The 26,659-nt window shown below is 41.9% G+C and carries 23 protein-coding genes; 8 read left to right on the forward strand and 15 right to left on the reverse strand.

Annotated features, from left to right (window positions below; translation table 11 throughout):
* Positions 1 to 13: 13 nt before the first annotated feature.
* From levF to HC660_RS13140, 4 genes are all read right to left on the reverse strand, one after another.
* Positions 14 to 817, reverse strand: a complete 804-nt coding sequence (levF, locus tag HC660_RS13125; protein WP_168748319.1) for a PTS fructose transporter subunit IIC — start codon at positions 815 to 817, stop codon at positions 14 to 16.
* Between the two features lie 4 nt (positions 818 to 821).
* Positions 822 to 1,322 carry a PTS sugar transporter subunit IIB gene (locus tag HC660_RS13130; RefSeq protein ID WP_168748320.1) on the reverse strand — a complete coding sequence of 167 codons (501 nt, stop codon included), beginning with the start codon at positions 1,320 to 1,322 and terminating at the stop codon, positions 822 to 824.
* On the reverse strand, positions 1,322 to 1,762 hold the full coding sequence (gene levD, locus HC660_RS13135) for a PTS fructose transporter subunit IIA (protein ID WP_168748321.1): 441 nt from the start codon (positions 1,760 to 1,762) through the stop codon (positions 1,322 to 1,324). The genes HC660_RS13130 and levD overlap by 1 nt, the downstream gene beginning before the upstream one ends.
* Before the next feature lie 191 nt (positions 1,763 to 1,953).
* Entirely contained in the window at positions 1,954 to 4,764 is a 2,811-nt protein-coding gene (locus HC660_RS13140; RefSeq protein ID WP_168748322.1) for a sigma-54-dependent transcriptional regulator, read from the reverse strand.
* 673 nt (positions 4,765 to 5,437) lie between these two features.
* On the opposite strand from HC660_RS13140, the gene HC660_RS13145 reads away from it, so the two are divergent.
* On the forward strand, positions 5,438 to 6,811 hold the full coding sequence (locus tag HC660_RS13145; protein ID WP_168748323.1) for an amino acid permease: 1,374 nt from the start codon (positions 5,438 to 5,440) through the stop codon (positions 6,809 to 6,811).
* Positions 6,812 to 7,090: 279 nt separating this feature from the next.
* On the opposite strand, the gene HC660_RS13150 is transcribed toward HC660_RS13145, so the two are convergent.
* Positions 7,091 to 7,723 carry a LysE family transporter gene (locus tag HC660_RS13150; RefSeq protein WP_010335077.1) on the reverse strand — a complete coding sequence of 211 codons (633 nt, stop codon included), beginning with the start codon at positions 7,721 to 7,723 and terminating at the stop codon, positions 7,091 to 7,093.
* 152 nt (positions 7,724 to 7,875) lie between these two features.
* On the opposite strand from HC660_RS13150, the gene HC660_RS13155 reads away from it, so the two are divergent.
* From HC660_RS13155 to HC660_RS13175, 5 genes are all read left to right on the forward strand, one after another.
* Positions 7,876 to 8,703: a TrmB family transcriptional regulator gene (locus tag HC660_RS13155; RefSeq protein ID WP_010335078.1), complete on the forward strand. Its 828-nt coding sequence runs from the start codon at positions 7,876 to 7,878 to the stop codon at positions 8,701 to 8,703.
* A 249-nt stretch (positions 8,704 to 8,952) separates the two neighbouring features.
* Positions 8,953 to 9,453, forward strand: coding sequence for an RNA polymerase sigma factor SigV (gene sigV / locus HC660_RS13160; RefSeq protein WP_010335079.1), 501 nt, complete (start codon positions 8,953 to 8,955; stop codon positions 9,451 to 9,453).
* Positions 9,453 to 10,310: an anti-sigma-V factor RsiV gene (gene rsiV / locus HC660_RS13165; protein WP_168748324.1), complete on the forward strand. Its 858-nt coding sequence runs from the start codon at positions 9,453 to 9,455 to the stop codon at positions 10,308 to 10,310. Before sigV ends, rsiV begins: the two co-directional genes overlap by 1 nt.
* Positions 10,311 to 10,439: 129 nt before the next feature.
* Positions 10,440 to 12,347, forward strand: coding sequence for an acyltransferase family protein (locus HC660_RS13170; RefSeq protein ID WP_168748325.1), 1,908 nt, complete (start codon positions 10,440 to 10,442; stop codon positions 12,345 to 12,347).
* 472 nt (positions 12,348 to 12,819) lie between these two features.
* Entirely contained in the window at positions 12,820 to 13,083 is a 264-nt protein-coding gene (locus tag HC660_RS13175) for a YrhK family protein (RefSeq protein WP_032731316.1), read from the forward strand.
* Between the two features lie 322 nt (positions 13,084 to 13,405).
* On the opposite strand, the gene cypB is transcribed toward HC660_RS13175, so the two are convergent.
* The 7 genes from cypB to HC660_RS13210 form a co-directional block, all read right to left on the reverse strand.
* Positions 13,406 to 16,570, reverse strand: coding sequence for a bifunctional cytochrome P450/NADPH--P450 reductase CypB (gene cypB, locus HC660_RS13180; protein WP_168748326.1), 3,165 nt, complete (start codon positions 16,568 to 16,570; stop codon positions 13,406 to 13,408).
* Positions 16,571 to 16,586: 16 nt separating this feature from the next.
* Complete coding sequence (gene fatR / locus HC660_RS13185) at positions 16,587 to 17,177, reverse strand: transcriptional regulator FatR (protein WP_168748327.1); 591 nt, start codon at positions 17,175 to 17,177, stop codon at positions 16,587 to 16,589.
* 222 nt (positions 17,178 to 17,399) lie between these two features.
* Complete coding sequence (locus HC660_RS13190) at positions 17,400 to 17,957, reverse strand: class I SAM-dependent methyltransferase (RefSeq protein WP_280525843.1); 558 nt, start codon at positions 17,955 to 17,957, stop codon at positions 17,400 to 17,402.
* A gap of 178 nt (positions 17,958 to 18,135) precedes the next feature.
* Positions 18,136 to 18,294: a hypothetical protein gene (locus tag HC660_RS13195; RefSeq protein ID WP_168749475.1), complete on the reverse strand. Its 159-nt coding sequence runs from the start codon at positions 18,292 to 18,294 to the stop codon at positions 18,136 to 18,138.
* 166 nt (positions 18,295 to 18,460) lie between these two features.
* Positions 18,461 to 18,610 carry a YrzI family small protein gene (locus HC660_RS13200; RefSeq protein WP_003237348.1) on the reverse strand — a complete coding sequence of 50 codons (150 nt, stop codon included), beginning with the start codon at positions 18,608 to 18,610 and terminating at the stop codon, positions 18,461 to 18,463.
* A 396-nt stretch (positions 18,611 to 19,006) separates the two neighbouring features.
* The gene (locus HC660_RS13205; protein WP_010335087.1) at positions 19,007 to 19,807 is read right to left on the reverse strand and encodes a formate/nitrite transporter family protein; all 801 of its coding nucleotides are present in this window, start codon (positions 19,805 to 19,807) and stop codon (positions 19,007 to 19,009) included.
* A gap of 263 nt (positions 19,808 to 20,070) precedes the next feature.
* On the reverse strand, positions 20,071 to 20,439 hold the full coding sequence (locus HC660_RS13210) for a Na-translocating system protein MpsC family protein (protein WP_010335088.1): 369 nt from the start codon (positions 20,437 to 20,439) through the stop codon (positions 20,071 to 20,073).
* 317 nt (positions 20,440 to 20,756) lie between these two features.
* Here HC660_RS13210 and fdhF point away from each other — a divergent pair, with 317 nt between their 5' ends.
* A complete protein-coding gene (fdhF, locus tag HC660_RS13215; protein ID WP_168749477.1) occupies positions 20,757 to 23,699 on the forward strand; it encodes a formate dehydrogenase subunit alpha in 2,943 nt (980 codons plus the stop codon).
* Positions 23,700 to 23,718: 19 nt separating this feature from the next.
* Positions 23,719 to 24,201, forward strand: coding sequence for a helical membrane plugin domain-containing protein (locus HC660_RS13220; protein WP_168748329.1), 483 nt, complete (start codon positions 23,719 to 23,721; stop codon positions 24,199 to 24,201).
* Positions 24,202 to 24,233: 32 nt separating this feature from the next.
* Here the strand turns inward: HC660_RS13220 and HC660_RS13225 are convergent, their stop codons facing one another.
* The 3 genes from HC660_RS13225 to HC660_RS13235 all read right to left on the reverse strand — a co-directional run bounded on the left by HC660_RS13225 (position 24,234) and on the right by HC660_RS13235 (position 26,613).
* Positions 24,234 to 24,464: a YrhC family protein gene (locus tag HC660_RS13225; RefSeq protein ID WP_010335091.1), complete on the reverse strand. Its 231-nt coding sequence runs from the start codon at positions 24,462 to 24,464 to the stop codon at positions 24,234 to 24,236.
* A gap of 84 nt (positions 24,465 to 24,548) precedes the next feature.
* Entirely contained in the window at positions 24,549 to 25,688 is a 1,140-nt protein-coding gene (locus HC660_RS13230; protein ID WP_168748330.1) for a bifunctional cystathionine gamma-lyase/homocysteine desulfhydrase, read from the reverse strand.
* A gap of 1 nt (position 25,689) precedes the next feature.
* Positions 25,690 to 26,613: an O-acetylserine dependent cystathionine beta-synthase gene (locus tag HC660_RS13235; RefSeq protein ID WP_168748331.1), complete on the reverse strand. Its 924-nt coding sequence runs from the start codon at positions 26,611 to 26,613 to the stop codon at positions 25,690 to 25,692.
* Positions 26,614 to 26,659: the final 46 nt, after the last annotated feature.

A 26,659-nucleotide genomic window follows, 5' to 3' on the forward strand; every position in this document is an offset into this window, starting at 1 on the left:
CCCCCCTCGTTCTTTATGCATCAAGATCATCATCATCATAGACAGCGGCATTGCTGCCGTCTGTGGCTGCGGCGACTGCTCCGTGTGCGCTATGTTTTTGCATAACCTGCTGGTATAAAAGCGCCAGACAGAGACCAAGAGCGCCAAATCCTACTAAATTGAAATCGGTAAACGCTGCCAACAAAAAACCAATATAGAAAAACGGCTTCAGATAAGGGATATTCATCATATTGATCACCATGGCATACCCCACAACAACAATGATGCCTCCGCCTATTTGCAACCCTTTGGTAATGACTTCCGGAATATTTCCCAAGAACGCCTGAACAGCGCTCACACTGATTAAGGCCACAACCAAAGTCGGTATCATGACACGCAGCGCTTGAAACACCATAGCGGTAATATGCATAATTTCAATTCCTTTGATATTTCCCTCCCTCGCATATTTATCAGCACGGTGAATGAAAAAGACAGTAATTGTTCGGACAAAAATAGTAAGCGCTTGACCTGCAGCTGCCAAAGCAACAGCGACGGCAATGCCTTCACCAATGCCTTGATCAGCGGTAATCACCAAAATGGTTGAAATCACAGAGGCAATAGCTGTATCCGGTGCCATGGCAAGGCCGACATTCATCCAGCCCAGCGCCATCAGCTCCAGCGTTCCTCCTAAGATAATTCCTGTTTTCAGATCACCCAGCACCAGGCCAACCAACGTGCAGGCAATCAGCGGACGGTGTGTTTGTCCTTCATCCAATACACTTGCTATACCTGTAATGGCTGCAATGATTAATAACAAAATAATTTGTATTGACGTCATCATCTCATCCCCTTGATGATTTTGTTACATTTCTTAAAATCTCCAAAAAGTCTTCGCTGGCATCAGAAGGCAGCTGCCTCAATTCCAGTGTGACGCCTAATTCATTTAATAATTCAAACGCCTCTATATCCTTTTCCGTTACACTGACTGATTTGGTGATTTGCCGGCGATTATTCTCAAAACGCATACCTCCGACATTTATGGTTTTGATAGGGACGCCTGCTTCTATGAGAGATACAACATCGGATGGTTTTTCAAACAAGAGCATCGCCGTTACCCCTTCGTAGCGCGGACTATGAAACGCCTTTGCCATTTTAGAAACTGACACGGCACTCGCCTTTACATTGGAAGGAGCAACCGAAAGGATCAGGGTTTTTCTCATTTCATCCTGGGCAACGTCATCTGACACCACGATGATTCGGTCTGCTGCATGGACTTTAATCCATCTTGTCAGGATTTGTCCGTGAATAAAGCGGTCATCAATTCTTGCCAATGTAATGTTCATCATAGTTCATCCTCTCTTTTTTCTTCGCTGACTGTTTTCACTTTTTCTAAATGTTCACTGCAAACTTGAAAGCTTTGCTGGCTCATTTTTTTTAAGTGATTCAGCAATTCTTTGAGTTTCATGTGTTCTCTTAGGCTTAATACCTCCAGTACGATCGGCAGGTTTATGCCGGCAGCCATATCCATCCTTTGATCCTTAGCGATAAAGGAAGCCGCTGCGTTATACGGTGTACCTCCAAAAATATCAACTAAAAACAGCACCTCATTTTCTTTCGGAATATCCTGAAGCGTCTGATGATATTTTTTTTGCAGCGTTTGGATGCCCTCTCCTTTAAAAAACGGCACCGCTATCAAATGATTTTCTTCCCCGAATATCATGCCTGAAGACTCTTTTAATGCTATGGGAAAGTCCCCATGTCCGCTAATAATGACTGAAATCATAACTCGTTTGCTCCTTTCCTTTTTCATACACCCATTTATAATGCAAGTATCGTGCCAAAGAAGCTGTGTTAAGCGTTTTCATTTGTTTTACAGCACATAAAGAAAGCTAATTGAAACACTTGTGGATACAAAAATAAACCTGTATTAAAATGGCGTTCCATTTAATACAGGTTTACGTAAAAAAACCGCTTTTAACACATGTGGCCATATACTTCTTCAGCAAAAATGGCGGCTATATATAATTTTTCATCATCGCTTATGTTCAGCCCTAATTTTTCTTCATAAGGGATTAATGTTCGCTCTGTCACCTCAAAAATCTCTTTCAGCTGATCGGTTATTTCGTCTTCTTCGGAAAAGGCAATCGGATTCTGTTTAATCACCCTTTCAAAGGCAAAAGCCGTATGCATAATCACTTTGATCATCACTGTGTTATTAAAAATGATGCCTAGCTCGTCTTGGATGGTTTGAAGCCACTCTAATAAGATATCTATAATGTGATGGGGGTTCAAAAAAACCAGATACTTTTTCAAACTATCCTCGCAAAGCTCCCGTACAATGATGTTTGTGCCCGATAATCCATTACTCATCGGGATGGTGCCTTTTGTGATCGCCTGTTGGATCATCTTCTCTCCTTCACCTTCAATTAAGACCTCCAAGGATACATGCGGAGCATTGATTTTAGGATCTTTTGTTCCTACTGTCGCAAGGATCTCATACTCTTTTTCGATTTCTTTGATGCTGTTTGCCAATTTAATCGATGATACGGTCAATATGTGGATAGGAGCATCAGAGGCCTTGTTTACGATTGTTGTTAAGATGTCTTCCAGCTTTTTCGCCGTTCCGCTGCCTGTTGTGCAGATCGAAACCAACGCCCTCTTTTTGCCTGGTGAGGCGGCAGGCTGCCGATCCCATAACTCAATAAAATCCTTTGTGACCGAATCATATATGGCATGTAAATGTAAATTCAGATAGTTCACCTTTCTGACGGCGTCCAGCACCATTGAGGTCGTGACATTGCTGATTGTTTTGATTTTGATGCCTGTTTTTTCTTCAAGCTTGCTTTCCAGCATTGCAAGTGACCCCATGTCAACAAGCATTAAAACACCTTCACCTTCATCTACCTGCTTCATTTTCTCCGCTAAGCGTTCCATGATTTCCGCAGGTGAAACAGAAAGAGGCATATCGACGGCCGCAATTGGGGTGCTCCCTAAAAGCTCCGTCGCTACTTCAACCATTGAACTCGCCATGCTATTTCCATGTGCGGCAACCACTATTCCCACTCTTTTGTTTTCTTTTAACGTTTTGATGGAATGAATCAGCATCGTTAAGTAGATGACTTCTATTTCCGGGACGGTTACTCTGAAGTGTTCCTGAATTTTGTCTTTAAATATGAGCGCCACCTCATACTCTTTCACATGTGTATCACGGATTTCATCTGTTTCCTGCGCATTTAAAACATCAATTTGCTTACCGCGTTTTAAAAATGAATCGATATGCATACTTAAGAAATAAATAAATTTACGGTCAAATGTGCAATGCAATTCATCTTCAGCTACTTCTTTTAATTGCTTCGTCATTTGAATCACGTCGTCCTCAACAAATGTCAGCAGATTGTCATTTCGAAAAGCCCTTTGGTTAAAAAAGCTTCTGACATGCAAATGAATATCCGTTAAAATATATTGGTTTATTTCCTTTTTGGACAAACCTTCTTTGTTTAACACTTCGACCTTTTTTTCTATCAAATGATACAAATTAAATGATAGATCATCATCAATTTTTGTTGTTTCATCTTCTACTATCGGGGATATGATGGTAGTGATATTGACATATTCAGAAATCGTTCTGCTTCTTTTCATGTTTTTGCTGCTTGACATCCAATCTTGCTTGATTTCATCCGGGAGATCCCGAACGGTTAGTTCCACAACTTCATCTCTGTCAAGATTATGTAAAAATCCATGTGCACAAACTAATTGTACATTTGATTTCAGCTGTCCCACATTCCCAAATTTCGCAGAATGAATCAATGCATTATATACATCGATATGCACACTTAGATTCTTCTTAATACGCTCTGCTTCTTTTCCCAATAAAAACGTTGTCAGATCAACTCTTTCTTTAAGAGATCGTTCTTCCAGCGATGGAATATGAATCGTCATTGGAATTCTTCGCAAAAATGTTTTTAATAAGGCAGAATTAGGATTTTCGGTAGTTGCACAAATAAATAATACTTTCGATGTTCGTTTATGCTCAGTTTCTCCAAGGCGGTTATAAGAACCGCTGTCAATGAAATAAAACAGCATTTCTTGTCCCTCAGGCGGAAGACGATGGATTTCATCCATAAACAGAATGCCCCCGTCGGCCTGCTCAACTAAACCGGCTTTATCTTCGCTGGCGCCAGTATATGCTCCTTTCTTATGGCCAAATAATTGAGAGAGTAATAATTGAGGATTGTTATAGTAATCTGCACAATTAAATGTGATGAACGGAGAACCAGGCTTCAAAATGTCAGAATAAGTCGCAAACTGATAAATTCGGTTCGCAAAAAGGGATTTACCGGAGCCTGTTGGCCCTAAGAGGAGCATGTGCAGACCGTGTGGAGGATAAAAGACAGCTGCTTTTGCTTGAGAAATTGCTTTCTTCAAACTCCCTTTTGCTCCAATCATAAGTTCTAGTGGATTCATAGAAATGTTTTGATGTATCTTTTTTGGGTTTTCAGAAAACTGCTTCAGCTCTTTAACTTCCATTATCTCTGTATCCCATTTTTTGTTGAATGCTTTCTCCACTACTTCCACCGGAATATAGCGCACGGGAAACGTTTTAATCTTTATCACCTTTTTGGACCGCACGAGATTGTTTAATTCAAAACTGACATTGGACCGGTCTATCTTTAATTGCTGAGCAATTTCCTTTGCTGAATTTCCCTGCACGTTTAGAAGATGATGTACGTCAGTCTTATGAAAATTTTGCAGCAGCTGGCGGTATATTTTATCAATCCTTTTCATCTATATCATCCTTTGTCCTTATTAGTCAAAATGGAAAAAACGGACATCAGTTTTTATGCCTTGTACTGAGGGAATCTTATCTCATTTAAGACCTTGCATTCACATGGATCCTTTCTTTTTGAATATTCCGTTAAATGTTTTGATATGCAGGAAACAATCAGCATCCTGTCTCACTAGATTGCACCAATTAAAAATAATTACGAACAGACGCCCTTTCTATTTTTGGTGTTTTTGATCTATGATTTACTCAAGTTGTCCCCCTTCAAAAGTAATAATTCGTAAACAGTTTATCACTCTTCGGGAACATATTGATGACAAAATTCCGATACTGCGGAAAATGCATCTTAAAGATCAGGACAAACAACCCAAAAACTCAATCTCTTATCTTGACTGAATGTTAACTAGTTATCTTCTTCTCACATTATTATTTTAATAAAAAATAGTGAGATATATATGAGAGCGGTAGAAAAGAAACCCTTTACACCTCCTGATGGATATGACACCTTATAAAAATAGAAAAGAAAGATAATAAGTTAGTTACATTTAATTAAAAAAATCAATAAAATTTAATTTAATTTACGTTTCCTGTTATAATGATAGATAAAAAATTTAGGAAGCTATGATACCTAAACAACCAAGATAACTTATATTTTTTATTGGAGGAAAACATAAAGTGACGGACGATTCCACTATGGACCATTCTCTGCACAAACGAAAATTGTCCAGAGGCCTTAAAAACAGGCACATACAACTCATAGCGATTGGGGGGGCAATCGGAACTGGTTTATTCCTTGGATCAGGGAAATCAATACATTTTTCAGGCCCCTCTATTTTATTTGCTTACATGATTACGGGTGTATTTCTCTTTTTCATTATGCGTTCACTGGGAGAGCTGCTCCTATCTAACGAGGGATACCACTCTTTTGTTGATTTTGTAAGAGATTATTTAGGAAATATGGCAGCATTTATTACTGGCTGGACATACTGGTTTTGCTGGATCTCACTTGCTATGGCTGATTTAACAGCTGTCGGACTTTATACCCAATATTGGTTTCCTGATGTACCCCAATGGATGCCAGGGTTCATTGCGCTTGTGATGTTGCTCATTATGAATCTCGCGACTGTCAAACTTTTTGGAGAATTGGAGTTCTGGTTCGCGTTAATCAAAATCATCGCAATACTGGCACTGATTGTTATCGGTATTGTCTTGATCATAAAAGGATTTTCCACACAGTCAAGCACAGCCGCCTTCACGAATCTTTGGAGTCACGGCGGCATGTTTCCAAATGGTTTACATGGATTTATTCTCTCATTCCAGATGGTCGTGTTTGCGTTTACGGGCATTGAACTAGTGGGGCTTACTGCAGGCGAAGCAGAAAACCCAGAAAAAGTAATCCCTAAAGCCATTAACAATATTCCTATTCGGATTTTACTTTTTTATATTGGCGCTCTTCTTGTGATTATGAGTATTTATCCATGGAATATCATCAATCCTGCTGAAAGCCCATTTGTTCAAGTATTCTCAGCAGTCGGTATCATAGCAGCCGCCAGCATCATAAATTTTGTTGTACTGACATCTGCTGCTTCAGCTGGCAATAGTGCTCTATTTAGTACAAGCCGGATGGTATACTCGCTTGCCAAGGATCATCATGCACCTGAACCATTGCAAAAGCTGACTGCCTCAAATGTACCAAGCAATGCCTTATTCTTTTCAGCCATTGCCATTCTGATTGGTGTTATTCTGAACTATATAATGCCAGAGCAAGTTTTTACGCTTATCACAAGTGTTTCTACTATCTGCTTCATCTTTATTTGGGGCATTATTGTGATTTGCCATTTGAAATATCGGAAAACAAGTCCGGATGCCGCAAAGGTGAATACATTTAAAATGCCGCTTTTTCCATTATCCAATTACGTAACACTGGCTTTTCTAGTGTTCATCCTGGTGGTGCTGGCACTCGCGAAAGATACGCGTGTTTCTCTATTTGTCACTCCAGTTTGGTTTCTCTTATTGATGATTGCGTATAAAGTTCGTAATACTAAGTGAAAATCACAAAAAAAGACAAGGGAGTTATGATCCCTTGTCTTTTTTTGTACTTCGAGGCACTAATAAAGCTTATTGTCCTTATAGAAATCAATGTATCAGGTAAACTGCAGAAACTAAAGGGCCTTCTATATATTTTCTGCTAACAATAAGATATTGCTTGTTTTATGATCCCGCTCAGTTAGTGACATGATGTTTTTCCATACGGATATCTACCAATACACTTATGAGGAAAATAAAGAATCCTTATTTATCCATAGACTCCGTATAAATGGCCGCTCATCAACTCAAACCAGTTTTGATACCAAACCCCACTAGCATGATCCCCGTTATTTTTTGAAAAGCTTTCTGGAACTTGGGATTTTTCATCCATTTTTTTGCGTAATCAATTATATAAACGAGAAAGAGGAACCATAACACCGCTAAAAGGGTGAGAATCGAAGCTAATATAATAAGCTGCTGGTTTACATTTCCCTTCAGATTGATGAACTGGGGCATGATCGTGACATAGACCAAAACCGTTTTGGGATTGAGAATGTTGCTAAGAGACCCTTGCATAAAGGAAGATTTATAGTATCGTTTCGGAGAAATTGCTGCGGTTTTTGCTTGGGCTTGCATGTCGTCTAAAGAGAACATATTCTTTGCAAAAAAACTTTTTATCCCTAAATAAATTAAGTATGCTGCTCCCAAATATTTGATCGTTGTGAAAAGAATCACCGACTTGGCTATAACCATTGATAAACCTAGAATGGCAATAACCGTCCAAAAAGAAAGTCCCGTTGCCAATCCGAGAATATTATAACGGCCAGCCTTTGCGCCATACCTAAGGGTATTTTTCATAACAAGCATCGTATCTGCTCCTGGAATGATAACCATCATAGCAGCTATTGGTATGTATGCGAGTAAGCTGTGCATGTTCTTTCCCCCTTTAAATGAATCCCCTCATATATAGTGACTACAAAAGTAACTCCTTACAAAAAGTGTATCAATACGTTTGGAAAAAATCAATATGGTTTGTTAAAATAGCGATTACAAAGGCAGCGACTGCTTTTTATATTGGAGGATGTATGAAGGAGAATATATTAGACATTTTAAAAAACCTCAATTTTACCGAATATGAATCAAAAGCTTATCTGGCCTTATTGCAAGAATCGCCTTTAACAGGCTATGCGGTAGCCAAAAATTCTGGCGTGCCTCGTTCAAAAATATATGAAGTCTTGGAAAGCCTTGTCTTAAGGGGAGATATTTTTGTAAGTCACGGAAATACGCCCCAGTATGTCCCCGTACCCGCTAAAGAACTGGTTAAAAACCGCCGGCTTAAAGCGGAAGAGAATTTTGACCAGGCTGAAAAATACTTTGAAAAATTTGAGCAGACCGCAAATGACCGGGAAAATATCTGGAATATCACCGGCCGCAATGAAATTCTTGAAAAGGTGAAGGCTTGTATATCATCAGCAAAAAAAAGAATCCTCTTAGAAATATGGAAAGAGGATTTTAAAGAAGTGGAATCAGAACTTAAACAGGCGGCAAATAAAGGTGTCATCGTCACTATTATTGCGTACGGAGAGATCGCATCTGATTTTGCTAATGTTTATCTTCATGATATGAGCAGTGAAATTACAGAAGAGTATGACGGACGGTGGCTTGTTTATAGCGGAGATGATTCAGAAGTTGTAGCAGGTATTGTCTCTCTTGGGAACGATAGCCGCGCTGCATGGACAATGCATGTAGGGTTAGTCATGCCTATTACAGAAGTAATCATTCATGATCTGTATCTCATGGAAATTATGAAGAAGCATAGAGGGCTTTTAGAAGATAGTTTTGGAAAAAACCTCATCCAGTTACGCCGCAAATTTTCAATCCACTCAGATTTTAAAAAACATTACTTGGAATAGAACACATGATGCTTCCTGTATATTATGTAACCAAAAAACATGGCTCGTCTCCACAAGCCATGTTTTTTTATGCACTCCCCAATTAAAAAGATCTTCTCCGTTTATTTTTAAGCAATTAATCCTCCCCCTCCCGCTCCTGATCATTTTTTAAAAAAATGATATCTGCGCAAACTATTTTTTAAACTGCCTCGTCTATCCTAGGTAACATCCAACGATATACGTATATTCGAAAAGGAGCCCTTTATTGCAATGAAGAAAAAACAAACAACAAAAGCGTTGCTTGTCACGTGTATAACTGACCATAAGCAAGATTTCTACAGGTTAGCCTTCAGTTATGTGAAAAATCAAGATGACGCGTTAGATATTATTCAGGAATCTATAAAAAAAGCGCTCAGCTCAGTTGAAACGGTCAGAAACCCTGAGACGATAAAAAGCTGGTTTTATAAAATTTTAGTTCGTACAGCTATTGATTTTTTGCGAAAACAAAAAAAGGTAAAGGTGATGGATGACGAAACGATAGAGTTTTTAAGCTCAGGAAAGAAAGATCACTATAAGGACACTGATCTTCATGAAGCGCTCGACGAATTGCCGTCCCACTATAAAACAATTATTATTTTGCGTTTTTTTGAAGACCTCAAACTAGAAGAAATTGCGGAAATTACAGGGGAAAACTTGAATACCGTCAAAACGCGCCTTTACAGAGCATTGAAGCTGATGCGCATTCAGTTGACGAAGGAGGATCTTTCTTAATGGATAAGAGATTACAGCAATTAAAAGAAGAATATAAAAATGTTCAGATTCCTAAAGAACTGGATATCATTGTCGAAAAAGCCCTTCAGCAAAAACCAAAAAAGAAAAGAATCGTCATGTGGCCGACATCAGCAGCTGTCGCGGCAGCTATTTTATTCACTGCACTTGTCAACATCAACCCAGATGCAGCTCAAGCTATGTCAAAAATCCCTGTCATCGGCAAGATCGTCAAAGCCATCACTTTTATTGAGATCAAAGAAGAGAAAGATGAATCAAGCATCGATGTCAAAACGCCTGCTCTGTCGGGACTTTCTAATAAAGAGCTTGAAAACAGCATCAACCAGAAATATTTGAAAGAAAGCAAGAAGCTATACAAAGAATTTATACAGTCCACATCCAAAAACAAAAAAGGACATCTCAGCATCTATAGTGATTACGAGACAGTAACAGATACGCCAGATTTAATTTCTATTCGGCGTGATATTGAAAAAACACAAGCATCATCTTACACACAAAGCCGTTATATCACAATTGACAAAAAGAACGATATCTTACTTACCTTAAAAAGCTTATTTAAAGATGACCGCTATATCAAAGTCATCAGCCAAAACATCAAAGAACAAATGAAACAGCAAATGAAGGAAGATCCAAATAAAATCTATTGGGTCACTGACGAGATTGCAGAACCATTCAAACACATTCAGCCTGATCAAACGTTTTATATTACAGAAGACCATAAACTTGTGATTTCATTTGATGAATATGAAGTTGCACCCGGCTATATGGGCGTTACAGAGTTTAAAATTCCGACCAGTGTCATCTCAAATCTGCTCATGGGAGAACGTTATGTTCGATAACAGAAAAACATCCATGTCGTCCTCTGGCATGGGAGTTTTCCCTTTCGCAAAGGGACCTGACAACTATCAAGAAGGCGTAATCTCGCAGCCAAAGCAACAAGAATATCTGCACATTATTGGAGGAATACCATGTATCACAAGACACAACATCACCGCTACATCACTGGACTCGATGGCCTTCGGGCCTTTGCCGTCCTGGCAGTTATCGCTTATCATCTAAACTTCAATTGGGCTAACGGAGGCTTCATTGGAGTTGATATCTTTTTTGTATTATCAGGCTATTTAATTACTTCTATCATATTACCGGCACATGGAAATGATATCAGCCTTGATTTTCGGGACTTTTGGGTGCGCCGAATGCGGCGGCTTCTGCCAGCGGCATATTTTATGATCATTTCTGCTGTTATTTGGGTCGTCGTGTGCAACCGGGAACTATTGCACACTGTACGCGGAGATGCCATCTCTTCTCTCTTTTACATGAGTAATTGGTGGTTTATTTTTCATAAACTCTCGTATTTTGATAGCTTCGGCTCCCCGTCACCGCTTAAAAATCTTTGGTCGTTGGCCATTGAAGAGCAATTTTATATGGTATGGCCGATGTTCTTGGTTGCTGGGATGTACATATTTAAAAACCGTGCTAAACTGGCGGCGGCGGTGTCATTGCTTGCGCTCTGTTCAGCCGTGATGATGAGCGTACTGTATGAACCCGGCGGAGATCCGAGTCGCGTGTACTACGGCACAGATACTCGTTCGTTTGAACTTCTCATAGGATGTGCTATGGCTCTAATATGGCCGATGAAAAGACTGTCTTCAAACAGGCTGTCAAACAAACTGAAGCGCCTTTTGCATGTCACTGAACTTTCGGCGTTTTGTGTTTTAGTATTGTGTGTCTATTTTACAGATGAATACGAACCTTTTCTTTACAGAGGCGGAATGTTTTTAATAAGCACTACCGCAGCGGTCCTTATTGCATGTGTATCCCACCCGAGCAGCTTTTTGGGCATTCTGCTTTCATGGAGGCCTCTTCGTTGGCTTGGAACAAGGTCTTACGGTATTTACCTTTGGCACTACCCTGTTATTGTGTTAAGCACGCCAGTTCAAGAAATCGGAAACCCTGTTTTATGGCATATCGTGCTAAAGATCATCGCTACATTTATACTCGCCGAGCTTTCCTATCATTTTATCGAGGAGCCTATACGGACACAGGGATTTAGATCATTTTTTCGCCGTATTTTTATCCATAGAATCAGAGAATGGAAAACGACATCTGTCGTCAGCAAAATGTCAATTGGTCTCATCATTCTCGCTACACTTATTTTTGCGGGAGGGCTGTCTGGGCTAGCCGGGGAGCAAAAGCACCCCACCAAATGGACGTATAGCTCACAAGAAACAAACGGTGATACCAGCCAGGCTTCTGAGGATAGAAAGAAAGCTGAAGCCAATGAAGACAGTGAAAACAATCCCGAACAAAAGACAACAGACTCCAATCAAGATCAAAAGCAAAACAAAGATAATGAACAAGAGACTAGTAAAAATAAACACAAGCAATCTCAGCAACAGAAAGAGCCGGCAGCTACTGATAAAGAAGTATTAGCTATAGGGGATTCCGTCATGCTTGATATCGCCTCCAGCCTTCGCCAGTCACTTTCACATGTCACAATTGATGGGAAGGTGGGAAGACAAATGTCTCAGGCTTTAGAATTGACACGGGAATACAAGTCTTTTAATCAGCCGAATAAAGCTGTCATCATTGAGCTGGGAACCAACGGCTACTTTACAAACAGCCAAATCGAACAATTGCTTACATCTTTCTCAAAAGCTCATATCTATCTTGTCAATACACGTGTGCCCCGGCAATGGGAAAGCAAAGTGAATGAATCTTTACGGCAGCAGGCTGACGCGCATGACAATATTACGTTGGTTGACTGGCATGCAGAAGCTCTCCAGCATCCGGAGTATTTCACCCCTGACGGCGTACACTTGGTTCCTCAGGGGGCTAAAGCTTTAACCGCTCTTATCGTTCAGGCAATAAAATAGATTAGCAAAAAAGAGGTCCTGCTGAGGACCTCTTTTTTTGCGATAGATCAATTCCAGTTACAGGCCCATCGCATGCACAAATTGCTTTTAAAAAAGGATTGCCTGTCACATTGATGACATGGACCAGGCATAAAACCTAATCTATTGGAAATTTATATTCTGCATTCTAAAATTATTCCTTCCGTTTCGTTCTCAATTTCACTTAATACGATAATAATATTCGATCCGTTAGTCATACTGTCACCCCTTTCGTTTATAATTCATTAATATTACAATATTTTTCACTTTATGTAAATAATTAGGTTTAAAAACCTCGCAATCTCTCTTCCTAACTTGAGAAATGGCTGGCTTATATATGGTTCTAATAATCTTTAATTCTAGCTGTGAAGACCTTATGTTTACCTATCGTTTCCGTGAGGGTAAGCAAATATAGAATGGGGGGATCATAGTGTCAGCTAATGCAGAAAATGAAATGAAAAAGCAAATAAATCGGTATGAGCCATTTTTCAAAAAACGATATAAAGTTCTCTATACAGTAAATGATTTTATCATTGGCGCTTTATTTTTCATCGGCAGCTTTTTCTTCTTTTACGATGAATTAATGTCTGCAGGAATATGGCTGTTTGCAGTTGGCAGCTTCCTGCTTTTAATCAGACCGACAATTCGACTGGTTCATGATTTTCATTACAGAAAGCATCTTGAGCGTCAATATCAACAAGGAGTGTCCTCTGACTAGTTTGAAGAAGCGAACAGTCTGAAACCTGCGGGGCATTCAAAAGCCGGGTCTATCGGACAGTCTAACTCAAACGGCAGGATGAAGGCAAAATGCTTGATTAAGTCAATAAAAAATCGAACTCCATACACAAATATATAACTTTATAACTATTTATATATAAAATAATAGAAAAAAACCTAAAGTTTTATATCTTTCGGACGATAATAATAATAAGGCCGGCGCGATACTCCCTATAACATCCTTTTCAGTAGATTTCAATATCGTGCCGGTTTTTTTCACATGCTAAAGCAATCCCGCCATCTCTGGCGGGATTTATTTTTACCTACATTCCTGTCCATACATCTTTTACATATCGTTTTTGATCTTGCAGCGTCTTCAGCCATTCTGCTGACGCTTCCTGACTTGCTCCTTTGTCACCTTCATAAGCCGCACGCAGAGTGTTCTCTACTTCAGGAGCCATATGCGCACCATCGCCGCATACATAAACGTGCGCACCTTTTTCGATCAGTGAAATTAATTTCTGTGCATCTTGTTTTAGCAAGTGCTGAACATATACTTTTGGCTCGTCTTCCATTCGTGAATAGCATCGATGGACTGTTACCAAACCGTCGTTTTCCGCCTGGTCAAGCTCTTCTTTATAAAGATCGTCATGATCAGGACGGCGGCACCCAAAGTATAAATGAGCTTCGCCAAGCGCACTTCCTTCCTTCTTCAGAACGGACCTGGCCTGGATGAAACCTCTGAATGGCGCAATTCCTGTGCCTGGTCCCACCATAATAAGAGGGGTTTCGGGATCATCAGGCAGCTGGAATCCAGATTGCGGCGTCCGAATGAAACAGGCAATCGTATCACCTTGACGGAGTCCGGCTAAATAATTGGATGCAACGCCCTTGTATTCTCCGCGTCCACTCCAAGCTGTCGCCTTTACAACTCCTACCGTCATACTGACCTTATTTGCTTTGACCTTCGGTGAGCTTGAAATTGAATAATATCTCGGCTTTAGTGATGGCAAAAGCTCTAAAAACCGTTCAAACGGCATTTCACAGGCCGGATAGTCCTCTAACAGATCCAGCATGGTCACACGTTTGGTCAGAACCTGTTCCTTGTACATTTCATCACTTGATATAAGCAATTCCAGCTCTTTTTTATGAGGCGGGCATACTGTATATGAAGCCAGCTCACGAAGCTGAAGCCTTGAAGCAGAATCCTGCAGCTCTACGTAGGATGATAATAACTCCGTCACTCTGATTGGCCGATCCAGCGGAAGGTGAGCCATATGCGGGCTTCCGTTCATTTTTATCACAGCGTGCGGCTGCAAATCGAATCGATTGAGAACCCGTTGAACCAGCTCTTGGCTGTTTTTCGGCAATATTCCGATGTGGTCGCCTTCTTTATACGTTTTTGAGTCAGGGAGCTCCAATTCTATATGACGAGTTGAACGCAAACTACTTTCTGCCTGAAGCTCACGGTTTTCAAGAACGATACCTTCAAACGCGCCATACGCTTTAGCAAGCGGTGTCTCTGTTGCTTCACTGAGAAACGTAATGGATAGTGAAGGCTTCGCTTCTTTCTCGGTTATTTCGTTCACATGGAAGGCTTCCATTGTTTCCTTCCAAAAGCGGTTCTCCCAAGACTCGCGATGGCTTTCAAAGTCGTCAGCCGCATCTCCTTCCCCAATGGATGTCAAACGTGATGCTCCTTTTGATGCCATCATGTCATCGATAAGGCGAGGAATTCGCTGATACGTGCTGGCCCAGCTTCGGTTTCCGCAGCCGAATACCGCATAGGAAACATTCTTTAATTGACCTTCCTCCAACTCTCCCAGCCACTCGACAAAGCCAGCAGCATTATCAGGCGGCGCTCCATTATATGAGGCAGTCACAATGACAACAGCACCTTGGTCAGGGAGTTTTCCGATGTAATCATCAAGAGGTGCGGTTTCCGCTGTAAAGCCGAGCCGGCGCCCGTAAGCGGCCAATTCACCTGCCATGCCTTCTGCTGTGCCGAGATTTGAACCGTAAAGAACGAGTAAAGGTGTGCCGTGTTTAGGTTTTGTCTCGTTTTCCTTCGTTTCGTGCGCGTTGCCAGTCTGTTCTTTTTTCTGAACATTCATTTGGACCGTCTTCCTTGGTTTCACTGTAATTTTAAAATTATCCGGTTTAATTGTTAATGCCTCTTTGATTTTGAGCTCGTAACCGGTGTGATTTATCAATTCAAAGTGCTTTAACACAAGGCCGAGAACCATTGTCGCTTCTTGAAGCGCAAACTGCATCCCGATGCACGCGCGCTGGCCGTTTCCAAACGGTTTATACGCATGGTGAGGAATATTCTCAGGGTTCTCAAACCGTTCCGGACGAAAATCTTCTGCATCTTCACCCCAAGCGTTTTGATCTCTGTGAAGTTTTGGGATCAAGACGGAGACGGGCTGCCCTTTACTGATAGGATATTCACCGCCTAATACTGTATCCTCCTTGGCATAAAGAGAAAAAGCGGGCGCTGTCGGATACAGCCTAAGCGTTTCATTGAGTACCATCCGGACATATTTCAGCTGCTGAATATGTTTATATTCTGGCGTGTCTTCCGTTAACACGGAATCGGCTTCCTCCTGAGCTTTTTTTAGTTTTTCTGGATGTTTAAGCAGGCAGTAAATCGCAAAGGAGAGCAAGCCGCTCGTTGTTTCATGGCCTGCAATTAAAAATGTGATGATTTGATATCTGATGTTTTCATCATCCAGTGTCTCACCCGTTACAGGATCTTTCGCATAAAGCATGAGCGATAACAGATCCTTAATGTTTTGATCCGGATGTGTTTTTCGCTCTGCTATTATTCTGTCGACCAGCGAATTCATCACTTCGATATCCTTTTGAAACTGCTGTCTCGTTTTGACCATCATCTTATCCTGCAGGCCCAGTCTTTTTGTTTGATTCATTCCCTCTTTTAAAGCCCGGAGCATGCTGGTGATAAACGGATGCTGTGTATCACGGTAAAAGCTGTTAAACCGATAGTTAAATCCGCATAACCCGATGGTATCAAGCGTCAAGCGGGTCATATCGTCCGCCACGTCAATTTCTTCATTCGGATTCAGCCGGCTCCATTTTTGAATCAGCTGTGTCGCGATATCCAGCATCATAGAATGATAGCCTTTCATTGCTTTTTGACTGAAGCTCGGCAGCAGAATACGATGGGCTTTCTGCCAATTCGGCTCGTGCGTCCAGCTTGTAAACAATCCGTCTCCTCCGAACTCACGCACTTTCAGCAAGCCTTTTCCAAGGTTTTTGTCAAAGCGGCTCTCGTCACACACTTCAGCAACAAGTTCATGGCCTGATACGAAAACGCCGGATACACCTGGAAAATCAAAACGGAAAATCGGCCCTAACTCATCAGCAATCCGCCATAAGGATTGAGAAAGCTGTTCCTTTTCCAAATGCGGGAGGTTTTTTAAAGGTCCGTATGTTTTCGGCTGAGGTATTGCACTTGCCTGTTTCATAAACATCTTCCTTTCTTTATTCTTCTGAAGTCAATGAATGAAGTTTAATCGCGTCCCAGCAGCACTGCTCCAATTCAGAAATCAAATCAGCATTCATCTCTATATCACCTTGTTGCATTAGCTGATACAGCTTGAGAAATGCGCCTAATACAATCGCAATTAATACATTGGAGGGCAAGGAGCGGATCACTCCTTCTGTTTTTCCCTTGTTAAAGAAATCGTCAAGCATTTGAGTCAGGTTTTCTATCATTTTTTTGCTTGTTTCATTCAAATAGTGAGCATCCTTTTTCGTCTCAAGGAAAAAAAGCGCGTAGTCGCTCTCCTTCGTAAATTGAACGAGACAGCAAAATATGTGGCGAAAGCCCTCTCTGACAGGCATTTCTGAATAATTGCGCTTTACCTTTTCTGAAAAGCGCTGAATGCTTTCTTGAAACAAAACATTGACGAGTGTTTCTTTGCTGTCAAAGTAGCGATAAATCGTGCCTGTACCAACTTCAGCTCTTTTTGCTATCATTGGGATGGTGGTGGCATCAAATCCTCTTTCCGTAAAAAGCGATAGCGATGCCTTCATGATCAAATCGTATTTACTGATAAGTGCGGATGCCATGTAAACTTAAAACCTCCGATTCTTTTAGGAATGAATGTTCATTCCGCTTGTTCATAAATGATATCCACTCTGCCACGAATCACCTCTTACCCATACTTATGTTTATAGTTTATATGAAAAAAACTTTTTTTAATATAAATGCTATGCAAAATATATAAAATTAAGAAAATATACCCAATTATCTAGATGTCAGAAGTCTGGATATATTTCCCGAGAAATTTTTTATTTAACAGCAATTATACAAAGACACGAATCACGTTCGATGACAGAAATGTCTCTAAAATGCTGATCTTGCAGCAATTGAATATATTTTTTCTCGCTTTTTTCTGCATTGTTATCAATACTGATGTAAAATCGGCCGTCAATTTGAAGCACTCGATAAATCTCTCTTAATGCGAGCCTGACATCAGTACAAGTCTGAACCGTATGTAACGAAAACACTTTATTGAAGGTACGGTCTTCAAAGGGGATCCTTTCCGGATGGCCATAGAGAATGCCCCCCTGTTCTGTTTTCTTTTGCTTTCGGATTGCACGGGACATCTGTCTTACTTTTCGCTTAGAAGAGTCGATGCTTTTGATGCTTCCCTTTTCAAGTTTTTCCGTTATTTTCTTAAAGACAGAGCCGTTTCCGGTTCCAATTTCTAAAATTCTGTCATTTTCTTGTATGTCTATAGAATCAATCATCATATGCTCAATTGTTTTCGTTTGCTTATATTTCCTAGAAAATAATTTCAATAGGTTGGATCGTTTATAAAGTTTGTTTTCTAGCATCTTAAACACCTGCTTTTGGTTTCCTGTGTTTATTTATTATATTGAAAAAATAAACATCGCTTCATTTCTTATACAGAATGAAGATATCAACTAGACGGCAATGTGTTTAGAAATGTTTCAACAGAACTGAACATTTTCATTTTTTCCCGCAAAAAAGGCAGAAAACAAAATGTTTTCTGCCCGCTTTTTAATGCCAATGATATGGGAACATATACAGCCTTTGCTGCAGGGTCGCAGCCAGTCTCTGCTGACGGAATGGATTGCCATAGCCGTGTTTGAAGGAATGCGGCATGGATGCATAACCATGGCCTATCGACGGCAGCCTTTTTTGTTGAAAGTTCATGATGCCATCACCTGCCCTTACATAAAGTGCTCTGCTTTTTTATGATATGCAGGACAGCATTTCCTTGACAGCTTCATTCGCTACACTTGGTCCTTCTCCATCGTATAATGCATCAATAGTTCCATTTTAAGCATATGTCATCTCTCCCTTCCTGTTTTTTTATTTGCTCTTAGCGCCAGTTTGTCAAATAAAGATGTTTCAGCTGAGATTCTTTCATTTCGTCATAAATCTGCTCGATCTGCTGTTCTCGTTCGAACTCTTCCGGGCTTTTAAACCGTTTGTTGATCGTTAAAGTCAAAAAGAATAGGTTAATCGTCATATCGCTCACCCCCTTTCAAAGTCCGCTCCAAGCGAAATAACCCGCGGCATCTCCCTGCTGCGGGCACATAAAAAACCGCAGACAAAAGAAGACACCCATCCTCTACTGCCTGCGGGGAGTTGCGTATGTCCGACGATTCCGATTTTAATGCGTGCGATAAGCATCGGTTAAGGAAGGACACGAACTCTTCCACAGGCTGAATAAACCATTATAAATTCCTTGTACATTACGTGAGCCACTAACTGGTCTGCGTCGTTGTCGCATTGTCATTTTGATTCAGCCTCCTTTGCTTTTTTTCTTACTTTGTAAGTATATCCACCAAATTCCATTTTGTAAACATCTTTTTCTAAAAATGGACGTAAATTGTGTGATTTATCGATTGTCTTTGTCCCTTGTTTATGAGACCTGCTTCATTTCTTTTCTTAAGCGGTCTTTCTTATGATATGCAATAAAATAGATGAATCCGACAAACACGGCTCCTCCAATAACATTGCCGATAAAAGCCGGTATGAGGTTACCGATAAACTGCCCCCACGTAAACGAGCCGGCAAAAATGGCAGCCGGAATCACAAACATGTTGGCGACAACGTGCTGAAATCCGATTGCCACAAAGGCCATGACAGGGAACCAGATGCCAAAAATTTTCCCTGCCCCATCTTGAGCACCGAAGGAAAGCCAAACTGCAAGACAGACCAGCCAGTTACAGCCGATGCCGGAAACGAGAACCTTGCCAAAGCTCATATCAAGCTTTCCTTGCGCGACAGCAATCGTCTTTTCCAAATATGGCCCCGTTTCGGTTAACCCGACAAGATGACCGAAAAAATAAGCAACAAACAAAGCGCCGATCAAATTCATAATGGTGACGATCACCCAATTAACCGCCAAATCCTTTAGTGATATTTTTCTGGAAAATAACGCCATTGCCACTGACATCATATTTCCTGTAATCAGTTCAGCCCCTGCAAGAACCACAAGTATCAGGCCTACAGGAAATACCGCAGCACCGATAAAACTGGACAGGCTTCCCCATTCTTTTGGAAGATCGCCGATCACCCTGATATCAAGCAAATAGCCGAATGCGATAAAGGCACCGCCTAAAAACCCTAGCACCAAGAGAGACAGCAGCGGAAGCTTTACCTTTTTCATCCCTGCTTCAATTGCTGCTTCTGCTATTTCATCCGGTTTCCGAAAACCCATACTACATACGCCTCCATTGTTTCTTCATTTTTACAGTTACAAAAGAAAAGCAACAAAAAAGGCAGCACTCAAATAACCTGTATCACTCAGGTGTTTGAATGCTGCCTAACTTGTTGCATACCCATACAACAACATCAAGCAGAATTAAGATGTTGGTAGAGAATATATACAGTTCGTGCATATATTCCATTGCTTTTGTCCTTCTATAACTGCAGTAAATACATCATAACAAATGTGACAATTTTGTGTCAACGGCAAATATGCTAGTTATAAAGGACTTCTTTTTGGTCATCAATTTTTCGATCAAAGACAAATACAGATACGGCGATATTTTCTTCAATTTTGATGTCAGAAAACAAATGAACAAGCTTAGCCCCGATCAGTTCCTCCATTCCTTCCGGCGTTTTTTTAGAGTAAAGGTCTTGAATCAGGCTTGTCCGGGCCGCATGCACCATCTCTCTTCCCTCAGGCGTGCGGGCGATAAACTGCTCGCTCGCGCTTAGGTTGCCGTAGAGCGTTGACACAGCCATATTATCTACAAATACCGTGTGAATCCGTTCAGGTCCTTTTCCGAACAATTCTTTGCGAAGTTTTCGAATAATATCATTGAACTCATGAATTTTCTTTGACATGCTCATTACCCCTTCCGATTTTGCCTTCATAAAAGGCCGTTCCCGGTTCCCCTCAGGACATTTCACTTGGTTAAAATTTTCCTGTCATATTGTATTATAATAAATATCACTTTATAATAAAAGCAGTGTTGATGGATTTGTAATAGGATCTTGTTATGAGTCTATCGGTTTATAAAAATCAAGGATTGGTCTGTTAGTAAGACTTGCTAGTGAACTATTCCGCCATGTGTGTTTACACCTTCTGTGAATGAAAGACAGGTGTATCTATACATGGCTTTTTTTGACTTCTTGATAGAAAGATGGAGGGGAATATGAATATGATGGACGATAAGTCGATCAGTGTCCGCGTTGACGGAACAGAAATTCAAGCACGAGCAGGGGCTACAATTTTAGATATTTTAAATGAAAATGGGATTGAGTATCCGCAAATCTGCCATGTCCCAGAGGTTGACCCGATTCAAACATGCGATACATGCATTGTAGAGGCAGACGGCAAGCTGGTTCGTTCATGCTCTACGGCCGCTGAAAACGGTATGTCAATTGATCTTTCGGGAAATCGCGTGAAAGAGGCGCAAACCGAAGCAATGGACCGGCTGCTTGAAAACCATTTGCTGTATTGTACGGTATGCGATAATAACAATGGGAACTGCACGCTGCATAATACAGCGGAAATGATGGGGATCGAGCATCAAAAATACCCTTATACGCCAAAAGAAGATCCGTCTTGCGCGGTTGATATGTCTCACCCGTTTTACCGCTATGATCCAAACCAATGCATCGCCTGCGGCCAGTGTGTTGAGGTGTGTCAGAACCTTCAAGTCAATGAAACGCTCTCTATCGACTGGGAACGCGATCGTCCGCGGGTTATTTGGGATGAAGGAGTTCCCATCAATGAATCATCTTGTGTCAGCTGCGGCCAATGTGTCACGGTTTGTCCGTGTAATGCACTGATGGAAAAATCAATGCTTGGCCAGGCTGGCTTTATGACAGGTATCAAACAGGATGTCATGGAACCAATGATTGACCTTGTCAAAAATGTTGAACCGGGGTACGGCAGCATTTTCGCTATTTCTGAAGTTGAAGCGGCTATGCGTGAAACAAGAACGAAAAAAACGAAAACGGTATGTACATTCTGCGGCGTCGGCTGCTCCTTTGAAGTATGGACAAAAGGACGGGATATCTTAAAGGTCCAGCCTGTTTCCGACGCTCCGGTTAACGCGATTTCTACATGTGTCAAAGGAAAATTCGGCTGGGATTTCGTCAATTCTGAAGAACGGATTACAAAGCCTTTAATTCGTAAAAACGGGGCTTTTGTTGAATCTTCTTGGGAAGAAGCCCTCGATTTAGTCGCAAGCAGATTAGGTGCAATAAAAGAGACATACGGCAAAGGCTCTGTCGGATTCATTTCTTCTTCTAAAATTACGAATGAAGAAAACTATGTCATCCAAAAATTAGCGCGTCAGGTATTTGAAACAAATAACGTCGATAACTGCTCTCGCTACTGTCAGTCTCCTGCAACAGACGGGTTGTTCCGTACTGTCGGTATGGGCGGTGACGCAGGCACGATTAAAGACATTGCCAAGGCCGGTCTCGTCATCATTGTCGGCGCCAATCCGGCTGAAGGACATCCGGTGCTTGCTACACGAGTAAAACGTGCACACAAACTTCACGGACAAAAATTGATCGTTGCCGACCTGCGGAAAAATGAGATGGCTGAGCGGTCTGATCTGTTCATTAGCCCTAAACAAGGTACAGACCAAGTATGGCTGATGGCCGTTACAAAATATATGATCGACCAAGGCTGGCATGATCAAGCGTTTATTGATGAGAACGTGAACTACTTTGAAAACTATAAAGAAACACTTAAAACCTATACCCTTGATTATGCAGAACGCATCACAGGCCTCTCAAAAGAGTACATCATTCAAATTGCCGAGATGATTCGTGATGCTGACGGCACTTGTGTTCTTTGGGGAATGGGTGTTACTCAAAATACAGGCGGCTCCGATACGTCAGCAGCGATTTCGAACTTGCTTCTGGCAACAGGCAACTACCGCCGTCCGGGTGCCGGCGCTTATCCTCTGCGCGGCCACAATAATGTTCAAGGCGCTTGCGACATGGGAACATTGCCAGGCTGGCTTCCAGGATATCAGCATATTACGGATGACGAAGCACGTGCCAAATTTGAGAAGGCTTATGGGGTGGCGATTGACGGAAAACCAGGTTTAGACAATATCCAAATGCTTCATTCCATTGAAGAAGGTAAGATGAAGGCCATGTACCTTGTTGGGGAAGATATGGCACTTGTCGATTCGAATGCGAACCATGTGCATGATATTTTATCAAGCCTTGATTTCTTCGTGGTTCAGGATATTTTCCTGTCGAGAACGGCGCAATATGCCGATGTCGTCTTGCCTGCCGCTCCATCTCTTGAGAAGGATGGAACGTTTACCAATACAGAGCGCCGTGTGCAGCGATTGTATCAAGCACTTCCGACACTTGGAGACGCGAAACCGGACTGGTGGATTATTCAAGAAGTGGCAAACCGCTTAGGAGCCGGCTGGAACTACAGCCATCCAAGCGACATTTTCTCTGAAATGGCCAGCCTTTCTCCTCTGTTTGGAAAAGCCAGCTATGAGGTGCTTGAAGGCTGGAACAGCTTCCTATGGGGCAGCTTCACAGGTGAAAGCACGCCGCTTCTGTATGAAGACGGATTTAATTTCCCAGACAAAAAAGCCCGTTTTGCACTGTCTGATTGGACTGAACCTGCCGCTTTCCCTGAAGAATATGATCTTCACATCAATAACGGCCGGATGCTTGAGCATTTCCATGAAGGAAATATGACAAATAAATCGAAAGGCATTCAATCCAAAGTGCCGAATGTATTCGTCGAAGTATCGCCGGAGCTTGCACAGGAGCGCGGCATTTGTGACGGTTCACTGGTTCGCCTTGTTTCTCCGTTCGGAGCTGTTAAATTAAATGCGCTCATTACTGACCGTGTGCGAAAAAATGAACTCTACCTGCCGATGAACTCGACAGACAAGGATTCAGCGATTAACTTCCTGACAGGGCCTGCGGCAGATAAACGTACGAACACGCCTGCTTACAAACAGACGAAGGTTCGCATGGAGGTGCTTGGAGGCTGTGAAAGCGCACCGCTTCCTAAAACAAACCCGCGTAACAAGAAACGGAATCCGCAAAACGGCGTCGAGGCAGAAAGAAAATGGAATCGTCCTGGTTATGTCCATTTGACTGATTAATTGAAAGGGGGAAACGAAAATGGCCACTCCGATTACAACAATCAAAAAAGAAACAAAAACAGCGGAGCAAATCAAGCTTGAGAAAATTGAGGAGCTGAAGGAGCTGCTGACGGAAAATGAGGATGCCGTCTCGAAAACGATGACGTTAATGAGTGAACTTAATGAGCTTGGTATCTTTGATGCAGCGGCAAGCATGCTGAGGGCGAAAGAAGACATCGCCAAAATCGCGCTTGGCCAGATATCTCGCGAGCCGGTCACAAACCTCATCAACACGATGATGGCGGCTGGAGGCGCTTTGACAAAGGCTGATCCTGCGTTTACAGGCAAGCTATTAGAAAGCGTGATGGCGGGAACCGAACAGGCGCAAAGCTTTTTAAAAGAAGACAAGAAGGTCGGCATTCTCGATCTCTTAAAAGCGATGAACGATCCCGATATCAACAGAGCAGTCGGCTTCGGACTTCAGTTTTTAAAAGGCATGGGAAAAGAGCTGCGGGAAGAATAACAAAAAACAGCCATCAGTTGATGGCTGTTTTTTTACTCGTCGGCTTCTTCCAAGCGCTTCTTATATACGAGTGAACGGTCGGCGCAAAAGAAAGCGCCGGCTAAAAACACGCAATCCGTCATAAACATAACCGATTTCTGGCCTAACGTTAAGCCCTGATCAGGAAGAACCGCGCCTATATATAAAAAAGTGCTGACTGCAAGCAAGGTAAAAGCGAAATGCTTGTAGTCTTCTTTTAATGATTTCATTCTATTCTTCTTCATAAGAGAATCACCTGCCAGATTCATAGTATACGACTATTATAATATAATCTGGCAGCTTACAGAGAAAGTAAATCTATCCATTTGTTATAAAATGTTAAGAGCCTGCTCGATATCTTCCAGCAAATCCTCTCCATCTTCTATTCCCACAGAGATTCTGATCAAGCCGTCCGTAATGCCGAGTTCAAGCCGGCGCTCTCTCGGGATAGAGGCATGTGTCATTCTAGCCGGAACAGAAATTAAGCTTTCTACAGCGCCTAGGCTTTCCGCAATTGTAAACAGCTTAAGTTTGCCTAAAAAGGCATCCACTCGCTCTTCACTGCCAATATCAAAGGAGATCATGCCTCCAAAGCCTGATCCTTGAGATGTCGCAAGCTCATGCCCCGGATGGTTTGGAGATCCAGGGTAATATAACGTTTGAACAGCAGGATGTTGCTCAAGAAAGCTTGCAATTTTCCGGGCGTTTTGATCAATTGCTTCCATTCTGAGCCCCAGTGTTTTGATTCCTCTCATTAACAGCCAAGAATCCTGAGGGCCAAGCACGCCGCCTGTTGAATTTTGCACAAAATGCAGCTCTTCTCCTAGCTCTTTCGAAGCTGTAATAACTAAACCGCCGACAACATCACTGTGTCCGCCGAGGTATTTAGTCGCACTGTGAAGCACGATATCAGCGCCTAAAGTAAGCGGCTGCTGAAAATACGGGGTGTTAAAGGTGTTGTCTACGATTAGAAGAACACCCGCTTTTTTCGCAATATCTGCCATCAGTGATAAATCGGTGATTTTGAGAAGCGGATTTGTCGGTGTCTCAATATAAATGGCCTTTGTGTTGGGACGAATCGCTTTTTCCACTTCTTCTCTGCTGCTTGTATCCACAAAAGTTGATTCAATGCCGAGACGGTTAAGCACTTTTGTCATTACACGATATGTGCCGCCGTACACGTCATCAGTCAATACAACATGGTCTCCGCTGTTAAACAGCATCATAACACCTGTGATTGCAGCCATTCCAGAGCTGAACGCATAGCCTGCTTCCCCGGCTTCGAGCTCTGTCACAAGCGTTTCCAGCGCAGTTCTTGTCGGGTTGGCCGTTCTTGAATATTCATAGCCCGTATGCTGGCCTGCTTTCGGCTGCTTGTACGTGCTCACTTGATATATCGGTACGGAAACAGCTCCTGTTTTCTCATCACCTGTAATCCCGCCATGTACCATCAATGTTTTTTTCTTCATATCAGATGCCTCCTTCGTATATATGTTTGCTGATATACCGATCACTGCTGTCTGGGAATACTGTGACAATATTTGTTCCGGCAGACGATTTTTTCGCTTCCTCCAATGCCGCATAAAGCGCTGCACCTGAAGAGCTTCCAATCAGCAGGCCTTCTTTTTCAGCCGCTTCTTTTACAAGCCTAAAGGCATTCTTATCTGTTACCGTATATATTGCATCAAAATGGCTTTCATCCATATAGTCAGGAATAAACTCCATGCCGATCCCTTCTGTTTTATGAGCATGAGGCTCTCCGCCGTTTAATATGGAGCCTTCCGGTTCGACAATCACTGTTTTGACTGCGGGATGTTTTTCTTTTAAGAAGGATGCTGTTCCCGCGAATGTGCCTCCTGATCCTGCACCTGCGACAAACGTATGAATATTGCCGTCAAGCGCTTTCCATATTTCAGGGCCAAGTGTCTTATAGTAAGTCGATGGATTTACTTGGTTTTTAAATTGCAAAACACAATAGGAATTTTCAATTTCTGTCTCCAGCTGTATCGCTTTTTGAATTGCTCCCTGCATTCCGTCTTTACGCGGCGTATGGACGATTGACGCTCCCAGCGCCTGCATAATCTGCTGCTTTTCTTTGCTGAAATGTTCTGGGACACAGAAAATGGCCTTTAAGCCATGTTTTCTGGCGTTAAGGGCAAGTCCGATACCTGTATTGCCGGCCGTTGCCTCTATAATAACTCCCCCAGGCTTTACTTTGCCTGATTCTAGGGCGTCACGGATCAGCATGTCTCCCAGTCTGTCTTTTATGCTGCCGCCAGGGTTCATCATTTCCAGCTTGGCATATACAGCCACTCCTTCAGGAATATCAAAATTCTTCAAGCGGAGAAGCGGTGTATTCCCAATCAGCTCAGTAATGTCCGTAATAACTGTCATATATGTCCTCCTCCTTGATAGAGGTTGTTTTAGAGAAAACGGAGGA

The sequence above is a fragment of the Bacillus mojavensis genome (assembly GCF_012648005.1).
Lineage (GTDB): Bacteria > Bacillota > Bacilli > Bacillales > Bacillaceae > Bacillus > Bacillus mojavensis.

Coding starts and splice junctions, on each gene's coding strand:
- cypB (WP_168748326.1), bottom strand. CDS start 16,570: ATGAAACAGGCAAGTGCAATACCTCAGCCGAAAACATACGGACCTTTA.
- HC660_RS13230 (WP_168748330.1), bottom strand. CDS start 25,688: ATGAAGAAAAAAACATTGATGGTACATGGCGGGATTACAGGTGATGAG.
- HC660_RS13225 (WP_010335091.1), bottom strand. CDS start 24,464: ATGAAGAAGAATAGAATGAAATCATTAAAAGAAGACTACAAGCATTTC.
- levF (WP_168748319.1), bottom strand. CDS start 817: ATGACGTCAATACAAATTATTTTGTTATTAATCATTGCAGCCATTACA.
- HC660_RS13150 (WP_010335077.1), bottom strand. CDS start 7,723: ATGCACAGCTTACTCGCATACATACCAATAGCTGCTATGATGGTTATC.
- levD (WP_168748321.1), bottom strand. CDS start 1,762: ATGATTTCAGTCATTATTAGCGGACATGGGGACTTTCCCATAGCATTA.
- HC660_RS13220 (WP_168748329.1), top strand. CDS start 23,719: ATGGCCACTCCGATTACAACAATCAAAAAAGAAACAAAAACAGCGGAG.
- fatR (WP_168748327.1), bottom strand. CDS start 17,177: ATGGCATCCGCACTTATCAGTAAATACGATTTGATCATGAAGGCATCG.
- HC660_RS13200 (WP_003237348.1), bottom strand. CDS start 18,610: ATGACGATTAACCTATTCTTTTTGACTTTAACGATCAACAAACGGTTT.
- HC660_RS13235 (WP_168748331.1), bottom strand. CDS start 26,613: ATGACAGTTATTACGGACATTACTGAGCTGATTGGGAATACACCGCTT.
- rsiV (WP_168748324.1), top strand. CDS start 9,453: ATGGATAAGAGATTACAGCAATTAAAAGAAGAATATAAAAATGTTCAG.
- HC660_RS13170 (WP_168748325.1), top strand. CDS start 10,440: ATGTATCACAAGACACAACATCACCGCTACATCACTGGACTCGATGGC.
- HC660_RS13210 (WP_010335088.1), bottom strand. CDS start 20,439: ATGTCAAAGAAAATTCATGAGTTCAATGATATTATTCGAAAACTTCGC.
- HC660_RS13175 (WP_032731316.1), top strand. CDS start 12,820: ATGAAAAAGCAAATAAATCGGTATGAGCCATTTTTCAAAAAACGATAT.
- HC660_RS13130 (WP_168748320.1), bottom strand. CDS start 1,322: ATGAACATTACATTGGCAAGAATTGATGACCGCTTTATTCACGGACAA.
- HC660_RS13155 (WP_010335078.1), top strand. CDS start 7,876: ATGAAGGAGAATATATTAGACATTTTAAAAAACCTCAATTTTACCGAA.
- HC660_RS13140 (WP_168748322.1), bottom strand. CDS start 4,764: ATGAAAAGGATTGATAAAATATACCGCCAGCTGCTGCAAAATTTTCAT.
- fdhF (WP_168749477.1), top strand. CDS start 20,757: ATGATGGACGATAAGTCGATCAGTGTCCGCGTTGACGGAACAGAAATT.
- sigV (WP_010335079.1), top strand. CDS start 8,953: ATGAAGAAAAAACAAACAACAAAAGCGTTGCTTGTCACGTGTATAACT.
- HC660_RS13205 (WP_010335087.1), bottom strand. CDS start 19,807: ATGGGTTTTCGGAAACCGGATGAAATAGCAGAAGCAGCAATTGAAGCA.